The following is a 20,068-nucleotide window of genomic DNA, read 5'->3' as shown; positions in this document are numbered from 1 at the left end:
GCAGCATGATTTAGCGATGGTTTGAGAGCAGGTGCGACAATCTGCTGGCCGTCGCCTTCAGCAACTTCACCATGAACGCCTCATCGAAACGCGCGTGCATTCTGGCGCCCATTCCGACGATGCCCACCGTCAGGAAGACGCTCCCATGCTCGAAGGTTACCGGTGCTGCGAGGGCGAACACCCCGGGATCGAATTCCATGTTGTTGACCGCGAACCCCTTGAGGCGCACCTCCGCAAGCTGTTCCCGGATCGCTGCCTTGTCGACCATTGTCTCGGCCTGGTAGCGGGGAATATCGTGGCTCAGTATTTCCTCGATGAAGTCCTCGGTCTGGAACGCCAGGATCGCCTTGCCGCTCGCCGTCGCGTGAAAGGGAAACTCGTACCCCGGATGGATCAATGCGAACGGCGCCTCCTGCGGAAGCGCAAATGCTTCCAGCTTTATCTTTCCGCCCACCAGACGGCAGATGAAGGCGACCTCCTGGAGCTTGTCGGCCAGTTCCGAAAGCAGCGGCGAGGCGACCTTCTCGATGGGAGCATCGCCGAAACTCAGGTTCAGAAGCCGTCTCAGACGCGGTCCGATAAGGTAGACCTTCTTGTTCGGCGCGGCTTCAAGATAGCCGACATCGAGAAGGGTGTTGGTGATCCGGTGCGCGGAAGAAACCGGGATCTGCGCCGCGTTCGCAATGTCCTGAAGCGTCATGCCGGACGATGAGAATGCGACGGCATCAAGGACGGTCGCAATTCGCCGCAGCGGATTTGATCCTTTTTCAGAGCCGTTTTCGTTCAATTTGGCCATTTTCTCATTCCGGGGTGTCATCTATAGGACCGCGATCTTCGAAGCCAATGGGCGCGGGCAGAAAGATCTTGCCCGGGTTCATGATGTCCCGGGGATCGAGTGCCCGCTTGATCGTCTTCATTACGGTGAGGCCGGATCCATGCTCACCTTCGAGATACTGCCTCTTGCCCAGTCCAATGCCATGTTCGCCGCTCACTGTTCCTCCGAAACCGACGGCTCGGTCAACTAGCCTTGCGTGAAGACGTTCCGCTTCCTCAATCTCTGATTGAGATTCCGGATCGATCAAAATCGCCAAATGAAAATTTCCGTCGCCGATATGGCCCACAATGGGAGCGCATAACCCGGTCTCCGCCAGATCGCGTTGCGTTTCGGTGATGCAGTCCGCCAGGCGGGACAGGGGCACGCAGACATCGGTCACCATCGCCTTTGCACCGGGCCGCAGCAATGGCTCGGCATGGGCCGCATTGTGGCGAGCCTTCCAGATTTCGGCGCGCTGTTCGGCATCCTCGGCAAAGTGCACCGCATCCACGCCACAATGCTCGAGAAGTTCCTGGATTGCCTGGCGGATGTCTTCAAGCGGCGTCACGCTGGAATGGAACTCGAGGAAGATCGTGGGACGAAGCTCGTATTCCAGTTTTTCATATTTGCACACAGCCTCGAGCGCGCGCTCGTCCATGAACTCCGCACGGGCGACCGGATAACCCATCTGCATCAGCAGGACGACAAAATCTATCGCCGCACCCGTGTTCTCGAACACGGCGCGAAGCGCCAGCACATGTTCGGGTATCGGATGAAGCCGCAAGGTCAGTTGGGTGATGATGCCGAGCGTGCCCTCCGAACCGACGAACAGTTTCGTGAGGTCATAACCGGAAGAGGACTTTCTGGCGCGCCCCCCCGTTCGCACGACCGTGCCGTCGGCCAGCACGACCTCTAGGCCAATGACATTGTCGCGCATGGAACCGTATTTCACGGTCATCGTCCCGGATGCGCGCGTCGCAGCCATTCCTCCAAGCGTCGCATCGGCGCCGGGGTCGACAGGAAAATTAAGCCCGGTGTCGCGAAGAAACGAGTTGAGCATGGAGCGGGTACACCCGGCTTCGACCGTACAATCCATGTCGGTCGCATTGACGGCAACGACCGCGTTCATGCCGGACAGGTCGATCGTCAGGCCACCCTGGACAGCATTCACGCTTCCTTCCATGGCGCTTCCGGTACCGTAAGCGATGACGGGAACGCCGAATCTGGCGCAGATGCGCACCGCATCGATGACATCCTCGGTCGTCGCGGCAAAGAGCACCCCGTCTGGCCTGGCAGGTGCGTGCCAGCCTTCGTCATGGCCATGGTGGTCCCGGACGCCTGGCGCGATGGTGAATTTCGACGCAAACCGCGCTTCCAGAGCGCCGCCGGCACTTTTGAAATCGAAAGTCCTGGAACGGATATCATCGCTCATCGCAGATATTCCGAGCTCTGCCTGACAATGATCAGCGTGGGGCGGTCGGCCGACAAGGCGGCGCGCACCTCACGCTCGATATCCTCCAGAGACTGCGGTTCGGCGGTGAGGCATCCAAACGATTCGGCAAGCGCCTTGAAGTTCGGATTGAGCGGCCGGACGCTGACTTCGGGAATGCCGCGAGCCCGCATGAAATCGGCAATCTCGCCAAGTCCGTCATTGTCCCACAGGACGATAGGAAGCGGCAATCGCTGCTCGACCGCCGTCGCCAGTTCCTGCACCGTAAAAAGAAGGCCGCCGTCGCCGACGATGGCCACGCAGGCCCGGCCGGAAGCGCCGAGCGCGCCTCCGATCGATGCGGGCAGGGCGTAGCCCAGCGTGCCGTAACCCATCGGAAAGTGCCAGGTTCCGGGCACATCGACGGGAAAATAGACGCAGCCGGTATAGGCGATCTGTGTCATGTCGCCATAGACGAGGGCATCGGCGGGCAACGCGTTTCGAACCGCGGTCAGCACCGCGATGTGCTGACGTTCGAGCGGCGAAACATCGTTCCTGACATGATGTCGGATCGCCTCAATGTCGGTGAGCCACGGGACGGAACGAGGAAATTCCGCGCGCGCCAACTCCTCGGCAAGGGCGTCGGCGGCGAGGGCCGCATCGGACACCATCGCCGCATCCGGCGCGTAGGTCCTGACCGTCGTGGCGGGATCGATGTCGATTCTCACGAATTTCCCGGCGATGGAAAGGCGGGTCGCATCGGCAACCGGTGGCGCATCGCCGGCAGCTTCGCTGTCGGCGGTCACGTAGAGGTCAGGCTCGGCGATTTCGGTCCCAATTGCCAGCACGAGGTCGGCCTCGACCTCGACCAGCCTTCGGATCCTGGCCCTTTGCAGCGTCGAGCCGAGGGAAAGCGGATGAGATTCGGGCACCACGCCCTTGCCCGCGACGGTCGTCACGACGGGCGCCTGGAGCATTTCGGCAAGGCGGGTCAATTCGGAACCGGCATTGCGGCAGCCGCCGCCTGCCAGGATGACCGGGCGCGCCGCCTTGCGGATCAGATCCGCGGCGGCCCTGACATCGGCCAGATTCGGGCCGGGTGGCTGGGGAAGGAATTTTCGGCTGCGCCTTGCCTCGACCTCTTCGTCGAGGACATCGAGCGGGATCGACAAATGGGCCGGGCGGGGGCGTTCGGTCTGGAACGATGTCATGGCCTGGGCCAGGTGTTCGCCGATCTGCTGACCGGTCAGTGCCGTTGCGCTAAAGCCTGTGATCGGCGCGCTCACCGCCTGCTGATTGGTGATCTCGTGCAACATGCCGCGGCCGAGGCCGATGTCGTCGCGAGCGATCGCGCTCGTGACGGCAAGAAGGGGGATGGAGTCCGAATAGGCCTGGCCGATGGGCGTGGCAACATTGGTCACACCCGGGCCACTGATGATCAGGCAAACGCCCGGCTTCCCGGTGGCGCGGGCATAGCCGTCCGCCATGAAGCCGGCGCCTTGCTCGTGGCGTGCGCCGACATGCCGGATGCCGCTGGCAGCCAGCGGCTCGAAGAAAGCCAGCGTATGCACGCCCGGCATGCCGAACACCGTGTCGACGCCGTAGCCTTCCAGTTGCGCTATCAGTTCTGCCCCACCGGTATGCTTCATTTTCCTCCCCTTCCGTTTTTCGGAAACAGTTTCTGTTATTTTGAATAGATCGTTGACAAGGCGCCGACAACCCCCTAATCATCCTGAAAAATGAAAATAGTTTCCGAAATACGGAAATCGTGAAAACCGCAAACAACAATGGGGAGCCCAGCTCATGAAGCGTTTCTTGACGTCTGTCGCCGTCCTGGCAATCGCCGCAGGCGGCCTGTCCGCGCCGGTCTTTGCAGCAGATGCGATCACGGTCGTATCCTGGGGAGGAGCTTATACCGAGGCCCAGAGGCAGGCTTTCTACGAACCTTTCACGAAGGCGACCGGTATCACTATCAACTCGGTGGACTACAATGGTGGCCTCGGCCAGATCAAAGCCCAGGTTGAAGCCAAGAACGTAACCTGGGATGTCGTCGTCGGCGAGAAGGCGCTCGCCGAAATCGGCTGCTTCGACAACATCCTCGAAAAGCAGGACCCGGCATTGCTTCCGGCCGCAAAGGACGGCACACCGGCCGACCAAGACTTCATCGAGGGCACGATCAGCGACTGCGGCATCGGATCGGTGATCTGGTCGACAGCCATAGCCTACAACACCTCCAAGCTGGCGGACGGCCCGAAGACGATCGCCGACTTCTTCGATCTGAAGAAGTTCCCGGGCAAGCGCGGCCTTCGCAAATCCGCCGACGTCAACCTCGAATGGGCGCTGCTGGCCGATGGCGTCCCCGCGGCCGACATATACAAGGTGCTGGCGACCAAGGAGGGCGTCGACCGGGCCTTCGCCAAGCTCGACACGATCAAGTCGTCAGTGGTCTGGTGGGAGGCGGGATCGCAACCGCCGCAGCTTCTGGCCGATGGCGAAGTCGTCATGACCTCTGCGTACAGCAGCCGCATCTTCAACGCTATCAACGACGAGAAGCAGCCGTTCACAATCGTATGGGACGGACAGGTCTGGGATCGCGATGTGTGGATGATCCCAAGGGGCACCCGCAATCTCGATGCAGCGAAGCAGTTCGTCAATTTCTCCAGCGAGACCGAGCAGCAGGCGGCGATCACGAACTCCAGCTCCTATGGACCGGTGCGCAAATCCGCCATCGCGCTGATCGGCAAGAATGCAAAGACGGGTGTCGAAATGAAGGATTTCGTCCCGACGGCGCATCTCGACAATGCCGTGGAATCCGACAGCGAATTCTGGTCGACCTATCGCGACGAGCTTTTTGCGCGGTTCAATTCCTGGCTGGCCAAATAAGCGGCTACCCGGTTCGCCTCGAACGAATGACTGCTGGCAACGCGCGTTGCCAGCAGGGTGAATACTTTGCCTGGAGGAGAAACATTGGCGTCGGTTTCCTTTGCAAACGTTAGCAAGACCTACGATGGCAAGACATCGGTCGTCGACAACCTGAACCTGGACGTCAAGGAAGGTGAATTCCTCAGCATGCTGGGGCCTTCGGGGTCCGGCAAGACGACGTGCCTCATGATGCTTGCCGGGTTCGAGACGGCTACGTCGGGCGAGATCTATCTGGACGGACGCCCGATCAACCGGGTCGCTCCGCAGCGGCGCAACATCGGCATGGTCTTCCAGAACTATGCCCTTTTCCCCCACATGACGGTCGCCGAGAATCTGGCGTTTCCGTTGCAGGTCAGAAACATCTCCAAGGCGGATATTGCCCAGAAAGTGAACCGGGCGCTGGAAATGGTCGAGCTTCCCCATCTGGGAAACCGTCGGCCGGCCCAGCTTTCGGGCGGGCAGCAGCAGCGCGTGGCCGTCGCCCGGGCGCTCGTCTTCGATCCGAAACTCGTATTGATGGACGAGCCGCTCGGCGCTCTCGACAAGCAACTCCGAGAGCAGATGCAATATGAAATCAAGCGCATCCATGAGCGGCTGGGCGTGACGATCGTCTATGTGACCCACGATCAGGCCGAAGCCCTGACCATGTCCGACACGATCGCGGTCTTCAACTTCGGCAAGATCCAGCAACTGGCCAAGCCGGCGGAGGTCTACGAGACGCCGAGCAACAGCTTCGTTGCCCAGTTCATCGGTGAGAACAACATGCTGCCCGGCACGATTGTCGAACGCAGCGGCAACCTTTGCAAGGTCATGCTCGCCAATGGCGACACGATAGCCGCGATGGCCGTAACCGATGCGCAGGCCGGGGGAGCGACGCAATTGTCCCTGCGACCCGAGCGCATCGTCGTCGATCCGGCACCGGACGGCGGCGATCGCACCTTGGTGACAGGCAAAATCGTCGACCAGATCTATGTCGGCGACCATTCCCGGATTCAGGTGCGCGTGTTCGGCGGACATGAATTCATCGTCAAGGTTCAGAATGCATCGCTGCGCCGGACCTTTAGCAAGGGCGAGGCCATCACGCTTGGATGGCACGCCACCGATTGCCGGGCCCTTGATGCCGCAGCCGGCCATTCCTCGGGGCCGGTTCAATGAGGGGAAGCGTGGCGGCCTCTTGGCTCCAGACCGCCGGCACGGATGCGTCCCGGAAAAACCTCATCCTGCGGCAGCACCGCCGCTCGCGGAGGCAGACCCGACTCAGGGCGCTGGCCCTTGTCGCCCCGCTTTGCATCTTTCTGGCGGTGATGTTCGCCTGGCCCCTGGCCACGATGCTGACGAGAGCGGTCAGCAATGACGAATTCGGCGCGGTCCTGTACCGGACGTCCGCCTCCCTGGCCGATTGGGACGGCAAGGAGACGCCGCCGGAGGAGACCTATGCGAACCTGGCCGCTGACCTGAAGCAGGCCGGCGAAGAGCAAAAGCTCGGCCAGGTCACCTCCGCGCTCAACTTCGACTGGACCGGCGCGCGGCCGCTGATCATGAGAACGGCGAGGCAGCTCTCTTCCGAGCCCGAGAATGGCTGGAAGGAGAAGCTGATCGAAATTGCGCCCGACTGGGGAAATCCGGATCCTCTGGGCCCTGATCAAGCGGCTGAGCCAGCCCTACACGTCGCGGCATTTCCTGGCGGCCCTGGACCTTCAGCAGGCGGCCGACGGGTCGATCCACGGCGTCGACGCGAACAAGGCGATCTACGTGACGCTCTTTTGGCGCACGCTATGGGTCAGCGCCGCGGTTGCCGGGCTCTGCCTGCTGCTGGGTTATCCGGTCGCCGCATTGTTGGCACGGCTTCCTCTCAAAACGTCCAATCTCCTGATGATGCTCGTGCTGCTTCCCTTCTGGACCTCATTGCTGGTGCGCACCACCTCCTGGATCGTCCTTTTGCAGGGGAACGGGGTCGTCAACGACCTGCTCGTCTGGCTCGGGATCGTCGGTGAGGGCGGCCGGCTGTCGCTGATCTTCAACGTCACGGGCACACTCATCGCGATGACGCACGTCCTGCTGCCGTTCATGATTCTTCCGCTCTACAGCGTGATGAAGGCCATCCCGCCATCCTATGTGCGCGCCGCGCTTTCGCTGGGCGCCTCTCCGGTCACCGCATTCCGGCGGGTGTACCTTCCCCAGACGATCCCGGGCGTGCTTGCCGGCACGCTGCTCGTCTTCGTTCTCGCCGTTGGCTACTACATCACGCCCGCCCTGGTCGGCGGTCAAAGCGGCCAGCTGATCTCCAACGTCATTGCCTACCACATGCAGCAATCCCTGAACTGGGGCCTGGCTGCGGCCCTGGGTTCGATCCTGCTGGTGGGCGTCCTCCTTGTTTACTGGCTCTTCAACCGTCTCACCGGCGGCCAGGGCCTGCGGATGGGCTAGGAGCGTACCATGGCACTGCCTGCACACACCTCTCTCGTCGGCCGGGTTGCGCACTACAGCTACCTGACTGTCTGCGGACTGATCCTCCTGTTCCTGATCGCACCGATCCTGATCATCATTCCGCTGTCGTTCAACACGTCGCCCTATTTCACGTTCTCCAGCGAAATGCTGCGGCTCGACCCCTCGGCCTTCTCGCTGAGATGGTACTGGGACATTCTTCAGAACGGCATGAACGACCCAAATGCGTCTTTCGGCTGGGGCTACATCGCCGATAGCTGGAACAATGCGCAGTGGATCCACTCGCTCAAGAACAGCTTCGTCATAGCCATCGCCACGACCCTGCTTTCCATGCTGCTCGGCACGCTGGCGGCGCTCGGCCTGACGAGCCCCAGCATGCCTGCCCGGGGTCTGGTGATGAGCCTGCTGATCTCGCCCATGATCGTGCCGCTGGTCATCACCTCGGCGGGCATGTACTTCGTGTTCTCGATGCTCGGGCTGACCGGAACCTTCGCCGGTCTCATCATCGCCCATACCGTGCTCGGCACGCCGTTCGTGCTCATCACGGTCGCCGCGACGCTCGAGGGGTTCGACCGGAACCTGATCCGTGCCGGCCTCAGCCTCGGCGCATCGCCGATGCGGGTCTTCTTCAAGGTCATCGTGCCGCTGATCCTGCCCGGCGTCATCTCCGGCGGGGTGTTCGCCTTCGCTACATCCTTCGACGAGGTCGTGACAGTCATCTTCCTGGCCGACTACGATCAGCGAACCGTTCCAAGGCAGATGTGGGCCGGTATCCGCGAACAGATCAGCCCGACCATTCTCGCGATGGCGACGATCCTCGTCTTCCTCTCTCTCGGCCTTCTCACGGCCGTCGAGTTGCTGCGACGCCGCTCGGACCGGATGCGCGGCGTAAGCACGTAACCACAAAGAATTACAGATAGAACTCAGGAGACATCCATGCTCGACAAGAACGACTTCCAGCCGGTTGACGCTGCGGTGACACCGCGCTTCTCGGATGTCGCGACCTTCATGCGTACCCGGCGCCACGACATCCAGCCCGGCATCGACATCGGCCTGTGCGGCGTTCCTTTCGATCTTGGCCTCAACTACCGCTCCGGCCCCCGCCAGGGACCAGCCGGCGTGCGCGAGGCATCGCGCATCATCCGCCGCATCCATCCCGTCACCGGGGTGCGTCCCTATGATCTCTGCACCGTCGCCGACATCGGCGATGCGCCGATCAATCCACTCAACAAGGACGAGTCCGTCGAGCAGATTCAGGCCTATTTCCAGGCCGTGAAGGATGCCGGCATTCGGCCGATCGCCATCGGCGGCGACCACACGATCCCGACGCCGATCCTGCGCGCGCTCGCTTCCGACCGGCCGGTCGGCATCCTGCACATCGACGCCCACGCCGATGTCATGGACACGATGTGCGGCACCAAGGTCAACCACGCTACCTTCATGCGCCGCGCATATGAAGAAAAGCTGATCGATCCCAAGCGCGTCGTGCAACTCGGCCTGCGCGGCAGCCGCTTCGGCGACGACGACGTCCAGTTCGGCTACGACATGGGCTACAACGTGATCACCCTCGACGACTACGAGGAGATGGGCCGAGCTGCGACGATCGAGAAGATCAATGCAGTGCTCGGCGACGGCCCGTTCTACATCTCCCTCGACATCGACAGCATCGATCCAGCCTACGCGCCTGGCACGGCGGTTCCCGAGATCGGCGGCTTGCTGCCGCGCGACCTCCAAGTGATCATCCGCGCCCTCCAGGGCAGGGACCTGGTCGGCGCCGACATCAGCGAGGTCGCGCCCTGCTACGACCCGACCGGGATCACCTGCGTCACCGCCGCGAACATGATGTTCGAGATTCTGTGCGTGATGGCCAAGGCCGTCGAAAAGGCACGCTGAGACGTGAGTGGCCGGCGCGGGGCCATTGGTCCCGTGCCGGCGCTCACCGAAGCAAACATCCTGAAGGACTTTGGTTCCCAAACCGCCAGAGGCACGTCCATTATGAGCAATGAGAATGTTTTCGCCGCCATCGACAGTGCGCTCGATATCGACCGGATGGTCGCGGCCTGCCAGGAGGTCGTCAGAACGCCGAGCCTTTCCTTCGAGGAAGGCGCCGTCGCCCAGATCTATGCCAGGCACCTGAAGGACCTCGGGTTCGACACGGTCGAGATCGACCCGAACGGAAACGTGATCGGCGTGCTGAGCGGGGAGGGGAACGGCCCCTCGCTGATGGTCAACGGTCACATCGATCATGTGCCGACCGGCGACATGAAGGATCCGTTCAGTGGCGAACTGGTCGACGCCGGGCGTTGGGGTGAGGTCGGCACCGCCATCTACGGCCGCGGCACCTGCGACATGAAGTGCAACGTCATGGCCAGTGCCTATGCGCTCGGCTCCATCAGGAAGGCAGGGGTACGGCTGCGCGGCGATGTCGTCCTCGTTGCCGATGTCGGCGAGGAGGTGGATTCGCTGCTTGGCGTCCCCTCCGTCATCGCCCGTGGCGTGCGCACCGATTTCGGCCTGAACACGGAATCCAGCCGGGGCCAGGTCCATATCGGCCATCGTGGCAAGATCGATGTCGAGATCACCGTCTATGGCCGTACCTCCCATGCCTCTGAGCCCGGCAACGGCATCAATGCGGTGTTCGAGGCTGCTCCCTTCCTCGCGGAGCTGCAGAACTATGCCACGCGAATGAAGGACGACGACGTTCTCGGCCCGGCCACGGTAACCTTGATTTCCATGAAATCGGCGCCGGACAACGGCACCGCCGTCGTGCCCGACAGGTGCGTCATTCGCGTTGACCGGCGCTATGTTCGTGGCGAAACCACGGAATCCTGCGAACGCGAGCTTCGGGAAATCCTCGACGGCGTTGCCCGCGCCAGCTCAAGTTTCAAATACGACCTCGATGTCATCACCCACTACCCGCTGATGTGGGTCGAGCCTGACAACCCCGTCGTGCTGGCGGCGCTGCGCGGGCGGGAAAGCGTGACCGGACAAAAAAACGGCGTCGCCTCATGGCGCTTCGGCGTTAACGGCACCTTCATGTGCGCCGCCGGCATCCCCACCGTCGGCCTCGGCCCCGGCAACGAGAAATGGGCCCACACGCCCGATGAGCATATCCTCGTCGATGACCTCGTCGAGGCCTGCCGCATCTGGACCCGAACCATTGCCGACGTGTGCGGCGTCGCATCCTCGAGCTGACACGTTCCCCAATTCATCCAACACTCCAAGGAGGCTCGACATGAGCAGACTTCTGCAAACCGGACTGAACGCCGGCAAGGACCCGCTGATCAAGGTGGTCGATGGCGAAGGCGTCTATTTCATTCTGGCCGACGGTCGACGGCTGATCGACGGAAGCAACACCGGCGGCCCGCTGGGCCATAAGCACCCGGCCATGGTCGAGGCCATGAAGAAGGCGGCTTCCAATCCGGTTATCAACGAAGGCTGGTTCTGGGCCGAGCGCGAGGCGGCAGCCGAGGACCTTATCAACATCGCCTTCGGCGAGGAAAAGAGCTGGGTCGGTGCCGTGCGGTTCTTCCTCAGCGGCAGCGAAGCCAACGACCTCGCGCTGACGTTCTCGCAGGCGCTGACCGGGCGTAAGGAGCTCGCCACCCGCGAGCGCGCCTATCACGGCATGGCCGGCCTTGCCCGCCAGATGACGGTGCAGCCGCACTGGCATGGCGGCCTCGCCATACAGGGTGGCGGTAGCAAGCCGGTGCCGGCACAGGTGCCGGTTCGCATCATCCCGGCACCGGTCAACGCCAAATATGGCAGCGTCTCCGACAACAGGCCGCTGGCGGAACGCATGGCTGGCAGCCAGGAAATGCTGTCGTCGGTGGCGGCCACCATCATCGACTACACGCAAGGCGGTATCTACTACGATCCCGAATATCAGGACTACGTGGCCAACGCCGCGCGCAAGGCGGGTTCGCTGTGGATCGCCGACGAGGTGGTGACCGGCCTCGGCCGCAGCGGCCGCTGGTTCGCTTTCCAGGGCGGCGAAACCCGGCCGGATATCGTCACGCTGGGCAAGTGCCTGGCGGGCGGTTCGGCGCCGGCCGGCGCGGTCGTCATGTCGAAGGAAATCGTCGAGGAGATGAAGGACAAGAGCTGGCAGACCTATAGCACCTTCCGCGCACATCCGAGTGCGGTAGCGGCGATCCGCGCCTATCTTTCCGTGATGGCCGACGGCGAGATCATCCGCCGCGTCAAGACGCTGGAAGGCAGGATGCACAAGGGTTTGGTGGAGATTGCCCGCAAGCATCCCAGTGTCGCCCGCGTCGATGGCTTCGGCCTCCATTGGACGGTCGAGCTTCACGGCCCCGACTGGCGCAACTGGTATGCCGATACTGCCGAATCCCCGCTCGCCTCCCGGGTTGCGGCCCGCGCCGTCGAGGCTGGAGCCATCATCGGTACCAGCGGCGAGCAGACCTCCCTGTTCCTCGCACCGTCGTTCATCATTTCCGACGCCGAACTCGACGCCTTGCTGGCGGCCCTCGACCACGGCCTGGAACTGGCGGACGCCGAATTCGAGCGCGCGGCATAGGGAGCGGTGGCAATATGAGCACGACCAACGCGGTAGAGGAAAACGTCCGCGCGGCGACACAGGTTTACCTGGACGCCCTGTTCTTCGGCGATGTCGAGAGATTTCGCTCGATCTTTCACCCTCAGGCGCAGCTCTACTCCGCCACCGAGGGCAAGTTGGTGAACCTGAACGTTGACGCCTACATGGATCTTGTCGCCAATCGTCCGTCGCCCCACGACAAGGGAAACGAGCGGCAGGATGAGATCGTGTCGATCTCGGTCGGCAGCCCGACGACGGCGCATGTCCGCGTCAAGGACGTGTATCTGCCGAAACGGTTCGTCGACGAGCTCACTTTTGTGCTGCTGGACGGCAAATGGCAGATCGTATCCAAGGTCTGGCACTTCGACATCTAGTCCTGCAACGGCGCCCGCCCTCTTCGGGGCGGGTCGCTCCTTTCGACGCGAATGCCATTGCCGGATGGTTGCCCCGATGGGGAGCGCGAATGGCCAGCCGGATGAAATTCCACTACCACGCAAGGAACGCAGACATATGGACCAAAGCATCGGCAGCTATTTCGATGAATTTTCGGTCCCCGCCGAGGTCGCTGCGTTCGTCGATCGTACGATAGGTCACTTCATTGACGGCCACGAGATTGCGGCCAGTACCGATCAGATAGACCTGATCGAGCCTTTCACGCAGGGCAAACTGACGGGACTGGCCAGCGGCAGTGCGCAAGACGTGGATCTTGCCGTAAAAGCGGCCCGAAAGGCCCTTGCCGGGCCTTGGGGAAAGATGCCGCCGCTGCAACGCCAGAAACTGATCCTGCGGCTGGCTGAGGCGCTGGAGGCGGAAACGGATTTCTTTGCCCATCTGGAAGCTATCGACGTCGGCAAGTCGATTTCCGATGCAAGGACCATCGATATCCCAGGCGCGGTTGCGAACCTTGAATATTTTGCCGGCTGGACCAGCAAGCTCGATGGCAGGACGACCGGCGCCGTTGCGCTGCCCGGGGAGACCCTGACCTATACGGTCAAGGAACCGGTGGGTGTCGTTGCGGTCATCGTTCCCTGGAATTTCCCGTTGCAGATATTGTCCTGGAAGCTTGCGGCCGCACTGGCGTGCGGTTGCACGATCGTCTGCAAGCCGTCGGAGCTGACGCCGCTTTCGGCGATGCGGCTCGCCCATCTGGCGACCAGGGTCGGGTTTCCGGACGGCGTCATCAATGTCGTGAACGGCTTTGGCCAGGTCATCGGGCAAGCCCTGGCTGCCCATCCCGGCGTCGACAAACTCTCCTTTACCGGCTCGACCCCGGTAGGCATCGCGGTCGGCAAGACCGCCCTCGACACGATGAAGCGGCTGACGCTCGAACTCGGTGGAAAGTCCCCCGTCATTGTGACGGACAAGGCAAACCTCGACACGGCCGCAACGGCGATCCTCTCCGGAATATTCATGAATTCAGGGCAGCTTTGCGACGCCGGGTCGCGGGTCTATGCGCATGCTAGCGTTCACGACGAGCTGGTGGAGAGGCTGAGGGTCGGTGCGAAAAACCTGCCGGTCGGGCCGGGACTGGACCCGGACGCCGCGATCACGCCCCTTGTCTCGGAAACCCACAGGAAACGCGTCCTCGACCACATAAATGCGGCACATGCCGAGGGCGCGGTTCTCGTTACCGGCGAGCCCATGGATGGTAATGGCCGCCATGATGGTATCCTTCTCCCGACGATATTTGACCGCTGTACCGAAAACATGCGGATTTTCCGGGAGGAGATCTTCGGTCCGGTTCTGGGCGTGGCGCGATTTGAAACCCTTGATGAAGCGGTAGAAAGGGCCAATTCGAGCGCGTACGGCCTTGCGGCGGCCGTCTATTCCGAAAATGTCGACGAAACGATCCTGTTGGCGCGCCGCCTCAAGGCCGGAAATATCTACATCAATGCCCATGGCCTCGTGGACCCGGCGATGCCATTTGGCGGACTGGGAGCGTCCGGTTTCGGAAAGGACATGGGGCCGGAACAGCTCGACAGTTTCTTGTCCACGAAGAGCGTCTACACGCAACTTCGAAATTGAGGCCGAATGCCGGCAAACGGTGGTGAGGAGACACGGATGGAAAAGCCGCACCAGGTTGAGAACCGCAAGGAGCCGCCCCGTTTTTCGGACCATACAAGAGCCATCGCCAGCGAGGGTGCGGCGGGCTGGGCGATCGCGGATGCGGCGGCCGACGCCCTGGAAAGAGGCGAGGACGTCATAAGCCTGTGTCTTGGCGACACATCCTTCGATACACCGGGCAGGATCTGCGAGGCGGCAAATCAAAGTCTCCGCAACGGCCGGACGCACTATGCGCCTGTTCCGGGCACGCTGGACCTTCGCAAAAACGTCGCCGCCGCGCAAAAGCGGTTTGACGGGCAGGACTGGACCGCGGATCAGGCCGTGATTTTCGGCGGCGCCCAGAATGCGTTGTTCGCCGCGGTGATGACCGTGGCCGGGGCAGGGGACGAGGTGCTGTATCTGGAACCTTGGTACGCGACATATGAAGCGACAATCCGTGCCGGAGGCGCGATCGCCAAGCCGATCAAGCTTGCGCTGGAAACGGACGGCCAAAAGATCTCGGAAGACCTTCTTCTGGCCTCCATCGGGGAGAGCACGCGGGCGATCCTGCTCAACTCGCCCAACAATCCCGGCGGGTATGTTCTGGATCGGCAGGACCTCGAAGTCATTGCCAAGGTCGCCGACCGCTTCAATCTGTGGATCATCAGCGACGAGGTCTATCGCAGCACGGTCTTCGACGGCGTGTTCCTCTCGATTGCCTCCCTGCCGGGTGCCCGCGAACGCACGATCGTCGTAAACAGCCTTTCGAAATCTCATGCGATGACCGGTTGGCGGGTGGGCTGGACACTCGCGCCCCTGACGGCCGCGCAGCATCTCCAAAACCTGGCACAGTGCATGCTTTTCGGCTCTCCTACCTTCATCCAGGATGCGGCTGCGGTGGCATTGCAAGAAGCCGGGGATGAGGAAATGCGTTTCTTTGCCGGTGAGTTGTTGCGAAGGCGGGACATCATGTGTGCCCGGCTCTCCGATATGCCCCGCCTGAAGTTCACCCGTCCCGGTGGCGGCATGTTCTGCTTCGTCGACGTCAGCGCCACCGGGCTTTCCGGTACGGAATTTGCCGATGAACTGTTCAGGGCCGAAGGCCTGGCGGTCGTTCCGGGTGTCGCATTCGGGCCCAACATGAGCAACTTCATCCGGCTGTCGTTTTCCAGCTCCGACAATCTTGTCACCGAGGGGCTGAAACGACTTCACCGGTTTTGCGCCAGACTCTGACCTATTGGCCTCTGGGGCCGTTTGACGGCCAGACGTAATCGTCTCGCGTTGCTTGAGTGCGACCAGGCAAATCAAGCTGAAGCGGTGGATCGTGGCAACTGGAGCATCTGCTGCTCCGGCAACTGCCGTCCCGGGTTTACCCGGCGGCACTCCTCCTTCTGCGGCAGTTTTCTGCTCGCGCTGCCAGGTATCTTTGCCGCCCGTTCCTTTCGATGACCTTTTCACCTGACGGTTGCCCCGTGATCTCCAGAGGACGTGGAACGTCCGGCCAGAGCTACGATTCCTGTTGACTCCGCTATGCTCAGTATGATGGTATACCATAATATGGAATTCATATATGAGGGAGGAGCATGAAACAGCACCACGACACTGCACCGCGCGGCAATTTCGCGATTCATGGAATCCTGGCCGGCATCGCCTTGCTGGCGTCCGCTTTTGCGGCTCAGGCGCAGGATTGCACGCCCCGCATCGCCGATGAGCACCTGGTCAAGGCGGGCCATCTGCTCATGGCCACCAGCCCGACGCTGCCGCCGATGGCTTATGCCGACTCCGAAGGCAATCTGAAGGGTCTGCGCATCGAATTGGGCGTCGAGATCGCCAAACGGCTTTGCCTGACGCCGGAGTACATCAGCATCGAATATGCGGCGATGGTGCCGGGATTGCAGGGCGGCCGCTGGGACCTGATCGACGCCGGCCTCTTTGTGACTCCGGCCCGTCGCAAGATCCTTCTGATGATCCCCTACGAGAACCTTGCCATTTCGATCTCGACCAATTCCGGGGACACCTCGGTCACCAAGCCCGAGGATCTGGCCGGCAAGACCGTCTCCACCGATATCGGCGGCTATGCCGAGGTGAAGATCAAGGAACTGAACGCCGAATTCAAGCAGCGCGGCCTGCCGGAAATGCGCATCAGCCTGTTCGACAACTACGCCACCGTCTATCAGGCACTCCGCGCCGGGCAGGCGGATGCCGCGGTCTCGATCGACCCGGTGGCCAAGCAGTATGACGACCGCGGTGAATTCACCCAGGCCATCGCAGGCATGTATCCGACGCCCGGTTCGCTGGCCATGGTGTCACCCGAGGTCGCCCAGGCCGTTTCCGATGCGTTGAAGGAAATGAAGGCCGACGGCACGTTTGATCGGCTGATGAGCCAGTATGGCGTCAATCCGGCCGACGGCGATCTGAGCTATCTGCCGATCGAGAACTGATCGGGGCGCAGCCCTTGCGCTCCCCCGATAGGCCCGGCCGCTTCCCGGCCGGGCGCGAGACGATCTTCTGTGCAAAAGGATGCATGTGGTGAAAGGCTGGAACTGGGAAGGCTTCTTCGAATACCTGACGAACTATTACCTCTTCGAAGGGGCGATGGTCACCCTTGGCCTGACGGTCTTTGCGATCAGTTCGGGCCTGGTTCTGGGTTTTTTCATCGCATTGATGCGGATGTCACGGCATCATTTCCTGTCGGCCCCCGCAAGCTTCTACATCTGGATCTTCCGTGGCACGCCGCTGCTGGTGCAGCTCATAATCATCTACACCGGCTTGCCGCAGCTCGGCATCCGCTTCACCGTCATTCAATCGACCTTGCTGGGCCTGGCGCTGTGTGAGGCAGCCTATCTGGCCGAAATCATCCGGGCGGGCATTTCGGCGGTGCCCAAAGGGCAGGTCGCGGCCGCGCGTGCCATCGGCATGACCGAATCCCAGGTCATGCGTTATGTGATCGCCCCCCAGGCCATGCGGATTATCATTCCGCCGCTGGGCAACTCGGTCAACAGCGTCCTCAAGACCACCTCGATCGCCTCCATCATCTCGATGGAAGAGTTGCTGCGCCGTACGCAGGTGCTGATCCAGGAGAAGTTCCTCGTACTCGAGCTCTTCGTCGTGGCCGCGATCTACTACCTGATCATGACCACTGCCTGGGACCTGATCCAGCGCCGCATCGAGCGTCGCTTCGGCAAGGCCTATGGCCCGATGTCGGTCGGCAATCACTGAGGGAACCATCATGGCGGACAACAGACCCGTGATCGAGATGCAGTCGGTCAACAAATGGTACGGCCCGAACTTCCAGGTTCTGAAAGATTGCAGCCTGACCGTGAAGCGTGGCGAGGTGGTCGTTATCTGCGGCCCTTCCGGTTCGGGCAAGTCTACGCTGATCAAATGCGTCAACGGGCTGGAGCCGGTGGACAACGGCCGCATCACGGTGACCGGTACGGACGTCACCGACAGGAAAACCAGGCTGCCCGCCTTGCGTGCCAAGGTCGGGATGGTGTTCCAGCATTTCGAGCTGTTTCCCCACATGACCATTACCGAGAACCTTTGCATCGGGCAGGAGAAGGTTCTGGGACGCAGCCCGGCCGAAGCCAAGGCCAAGGCTGCGGCCCTGCTGGAACGGGTGGGACTGTCCGCCCATGCCGGGAAATACCCGGGCCAGCTCTCCGGCGGCCAGCAGCAGCGCGTCGCCATCGCCCGCGCTCTGGCGATGGACCCACAGGCCATGCTGTTTGACGAGCCCACCTCGGCGCTCGATCCCGAGATGATCAACGAGGTGCTCGATGTCATGGTCGCGCTGGCGCAGGAGGGCATGACCATGATGGTTGTCACCCATGAGATGGGTTTTGCCCGCAAGGTGGCGGACCGGATCGTCTTCATGGACCAGGGCGAGATCGTCGAGATCGGCGACCGCGGAACCTTCTTCGACAATCCGAAGACTGAACGCGCCCGTTCCTTCCTCTCGAAAATCCTGGTGCACTGAGGGCGGCGACATGATGCAACAGTCGATCAACCGGGTGCTGGCCCCGCGCGAGTTGCTGATCGGAGGCGGCGCGCGCCACCGGCTGGCGGGCCTGCTGAAATCGCTTGGTGTCTCCCGCCCGCTGCTGGTCACCGATCAAACGATGGTTACGGTCGGCCACGCGGCCGCAATCACCGAAGGCCTGGTGGCGGAGGGATTGAGCTTCGGCCTGTTTGCCGATGTGGTCGAGGACCCGACCGATGTTTCCGTCGCCGCGCTGGTGGTGCAGGCCCGCGAAGGCGGCCATGACGGTCTGGTCGCCCTTGGCGGCGGCAGCGCCATCGACACGGCCAAGGCGGCAGGCATCGTGCTTTCGACCGGCGAGCCGCTGAACGCGCTGAAGGTACCGCGTATCGTCGATCAAGACGTGTTGCCTCTGGTGGCCATTCCGACCACGGCCGGCACCGGGTCCGAGGTCACCCGTGCTGCGGTCGTCACCGACGTGGCGGCAAATGAGAAGATGCTCATCCTTGGCACGGCGGCGCTGCCCGCAGCCGCCATCGTCGACTACGAACTGACGCTGACCTGTCCTTTCCGGGTGACGGTGGATACCGGCATCGACGCTCTGACCCATGCGCTCGAAGCGCTGGTGAACCGCAACGCGAACGCGCATTCGGACGCCTTGGCGGTTTCGGGCCTGCAACTGATCGGAGCCCATCTGGAAACGGTGGCGCAAGAACCTGCCAACCGTGCTGCTCGTGAAGGAATGATGCTGGGCGCCACCCATGCCGGGCTGGCGGTATCGAACACCTCGACCGCCCTGATCCATGGCCTCAGCCGGCCGATCGGTGCCTTCTTCCACGTCCCGCATGGCATGTCCAATGCCATGGTTCTGCCGCTGGTCACGCAGTTTTCGCTGGCGCGGGCGCCGGGGAAATATGCCATGGCAGCGCGGGCGCTGGGCATTGTGCCGCCCTCCACGGGCGACACCGAGGCCGCCGCTGCACTGGTCCCGGCCTTTCAGGCGATGAACCGGCGACTGAAAGTGCCGACGCCGGAAGGCTTCGGCATCGACCGCGCCCGCTACATGGAATTAATCCCCGAGATGGCCCGTCAGGGGCTGGCCTCGGGAACGCCGAATAACAACCCGCGCCTGCCAACACCCGATGAAATGGCGCGCCTTTATGAACTGGCCTTCACCGGCGGGCTCGATCCTGCCCTCCCAGCCACCGCCTGATCCCATCTCCCGGGCCCGGTACAGGGCTCGGCCAGCACCTACTGTTGACGGAGCGTGTCATGTCCCTGGAAATCCGCAAGACCCTGTTGCAGGTCGAAACCACCTTGATCGAGGGCGGGCGTCCTGCTCGCCAGCCGCTGAGGTTGTTCTCGGCCTTCGCGGTGATTGCAAATCCGTGGGCCGGGCGCGGCTATGTCGAGGATTTGAAACCCGAAATCCACGCCGTCGCCCCGGAGCTCGGCAAACTGCTGACCGGTATGATCATCGACGCCGTCGGTTCGGGCGAGGCGGTCGAGGCCTACGGCAAAGCCGCCGTGGTGGGCCTGGACGGTGAACTCGAACATGCCAATGCGCTGATCCACACCCTCAGGTTCGGCAACCATTACCGCGGCGCGGTGGGGGCAAAATCCTATCTCGCCTTCACCAACACCCGGGGCCCGGCGAATGCGCCGATCATGATCCCCCTGATGGACAAGAACGATGAGGGACGCCGTTCGCATTATCTGACGATCCAGAGCGCAATTCCCGATGCCCCGGCCGCAAACGAGATCGTGGTGGCGCTCGGCGCCTCGGTTGGCGGGCGGCCGCATCACCGCATCGGTGATCGCTATCAGGACCTGAAGGATCTGGGTCAGGACGCGTCCAATCCGGCCGGTGTCTGA

General features: G+C 62.3%; 17 protein-coding genes and 1 pseudogene. 15 read left to right on the top strand and 3 right to left on the bottom strand.

Annotation, left to right across the window (positions count from 1 at the left end):
• Positions 1–10 precede the first annotated feature (10 nt).
• The 3 genes from ACVCNR_RS19320 to ACVCNR_RS19310 are packed head-to-tail and all read right to left on the bottom strand — an operon-like array spanning position 11 to position 3,892.
• Positions 11–796, bottom strand: coding sequence for an IclR family transcriptional regulator (locus ACVCNR_RS19320; protein WP_354193789.1), 786 nt, complete (start codon positions 794–796; stop codon positions 11–13).
• 4 nt (positions 797–800) lie between these two features.
• Complete coding sequence (locus tag ACVCNR_RS19315) at positions 801–2,246, bottom strand: FAD-binding oxidoreductase (protein WP_447076106.1); 1,446 nt, start codon at positions 2,244–2,246, stop codon at positions 801–803.
• The gene (locus tag ACVCNR_RS19310) at positions 2,243–3,892 is read right to left on the bottom strand and encodes a 5-guanidino-2-oxopentanoate decarboxylase (RefSeq protein WP_447076105.1); all 1,650 of its coding nucleotides are present in this window, start codon (positions 3,890–3,892) and stop codon (positions 2,243–2,245) included. Before ACVCNR_RS19310 ends, ACVCNR_RS19315 begins: the two co-directional genes overlap by 4 nt.
• Positions 3,893–4,046: 154 nt before the next feature.
• Between ACVCNR_RS19310 and ACVCNR_RS19305 the strand changes: the two genes are divergently transcribed.
• From ACVCNR_RS19305 to ACVCNR_RS19235, 15 genes and pseudogenes are all read left to right on the top strand, one after another.
• Positions 4,047–5,126: an ABC transporter substrate-binding protein gene (locus ACVCNR_RS19305; RefSeq protein ID WP_447076103.1), complete on the top strand. Its 1,080-nt coding sequence runs from the start codon at positions 4,047–4,049 to the stop codon at positions 5,124–5,126.
• 84 nt (positions 5,127–5,210) lie between these two features.
• Positions 5,211–6,320, top strand: coding sequence for an ABC transporter ATP-binding protein (locus ACVCNR_RS19300; RefSeq protein ID WP_447076102.1), 1,110 nt, complete (start codon positions 5,211–5,213; stop codon positions 6,318–6,320).
• A pseudogene (locus ACVCNR_RS19295) lies at positions 6,317–7,592 on the top strand (ABC transporter permease). The gene ACVCNR_RS19300 and the pseudogene ACVCNR_RS19295 overlap by 4 nt, the downstream one beginning before the upstream one ends.
• A gap of 9 nt (positions 7,593–7,601) precedes the next feature.
• Complete coding sequence (locus ACVCNR_RS19290; protein ID WP_447076101.1) at positions 7,602–8,510, top strand: ABC transporter permease; 909 nt, start codon at positions 7,602–7,604, stop codon at positions 8,508–8,510.
• 36 nt (positions 8,511–8,546) lie between these two features.
• Entirely contained in the window at positions 8,547–9,503 is a 957-nt protein-coding gene (speB, locus tag ACVCNR_RS19285; protein WP_447076100.1) for an agmatinase, read from the top strand.
• A gap of 102 nt (positions 9,504–9,605) precedes the next feature.
• Positions 9,606–10,805, top strand: coding sequence for a M20 family metallopeptidase (locus ACVCNR_RS19280; RefSeq protein WP_447076099.1), 1,200 nt, complete (start codon positions 9,606–9,608; stop codon positions 10,803–10,805).
• Between the two features lie 40 nt (positions 10,806–10,845).
• Positions 10,846–12,150: an aminotransferase class III-fold pyridoxal phosphate-dependent enzyme gene (locus ACVCNR_RS19275; protein ID WP_447076098.1), complete on the top strand. Its 1,305-nt coding sequence runs from the start codon at positions 10,846–10,848 to the stop codon at positions 12,148–12,150.
• 14 nt (positions 12,151–12,164) lie between these two features.
• On the top strand, positions 12,165–12,542 hold the full coding sequence (locus ACVCNR_RS19270; RefSeq protein WP_447076097.1) for a nuclear transport factor 2 family protein: 378 nt from the start codon (positions 12,165–12,167) through the stop codon (positions 12,540–12,542).
• Between the two features lie 136 nt (positions 12,543–12,678).
• Complete coding sequence (locus ACVCNR_RS19265; RefSeq protein ID WP_354193800.1) at positions 12,679–14,193, top strand: aldehyde dehydrogenase family protein; 1,515 nt, start codon at positions 12,679–12,681, stop codon at positions 14,191–14,193.
• Positions 14,194–14,229: 36 nt separating this feature from the next.
• The gene (locus ACVCNR_RS19260) at positions 14,230–15,444 is read left to right on the top strand and encodes a pyridoxal phosphate-dependent aminotransferase (RefSeq protein WP_447076096.1); all 1,215 of its coding nucleotides are present in this window, start codon (positions 14,230–14,232) and stop codon (positions 15,442–15,444) included.
• Positions 15,445–15,794: 350 nt separating this feature from the next.
• Positions 15,795–16,652, top strand: a complete 858-nt coding sequence (locus ACVCNR_RS19255; protein ID WP_354193802.1) for an ABC transporter substrate-binding protein — start codon at positions 15,795–15,797, stop codon at positions 16,650–16,652.
• An 88-nt stretch (positions 16,653–16,740) separates the two neighbouring features.
• Positions 16,741–17,430: an amino acid ABC transporter permease gene (locus ACVCNR_RS19250; protein WP_447076095.1), complete on the top strand. Its 690-nt coding sequence runs from the start codon at positions 16,741–16,743 to the stop codon at positions 17,428–17,430.
• 37 nt (positions 17,431–17,467) lie between these two features.
• A complete protein-coding gene (locus ACVCNR_RS19245) occupies positions 17,468–18,190 on the top strand; it encodes an amino acid ABC transporter ATP-binding protein (protein ID WP_447076663.1) in 723 nt (240 codons plus the stop codon).
• 10 nt (positions 18,191–18,200) lie between these two features.
• Positions 18,201–19,406 carry an iron-containing alcohol dehydrogenase gene (locus tag ACVCNR_RS19240; RefSeq protein ID WP_354193804.1) on the top strand — a complete coding sequence of 402 codons (1,206 nt, stop codon included), beginning with the start codon at positions 18,201–18,203 and terminating at the stop codon, positions 19,404–19,406.
• A gap of 59 nt (positions 19,407–19,465) precedes the next feature.
• Positions 19,466–20,068 carry an amino acid synthesis family protein gene (locus ACVCNR_RS19235; protein ID WP_354193805.1) on the top strand — a complete coding sequence of 201 codons (603 nt, stop codon included), beginning with the start codon at positions 19,466–19,468 and terminating at the stop codon, positions 20,066–20,068.

It is taken from the genome of Aquamicrobium terrae (assembly GCF_052978165.1).
Note: the sequence above shows the minus strand (reverse complement) of the source record. Positions and strands in the feature narration are given on the sequence as shown.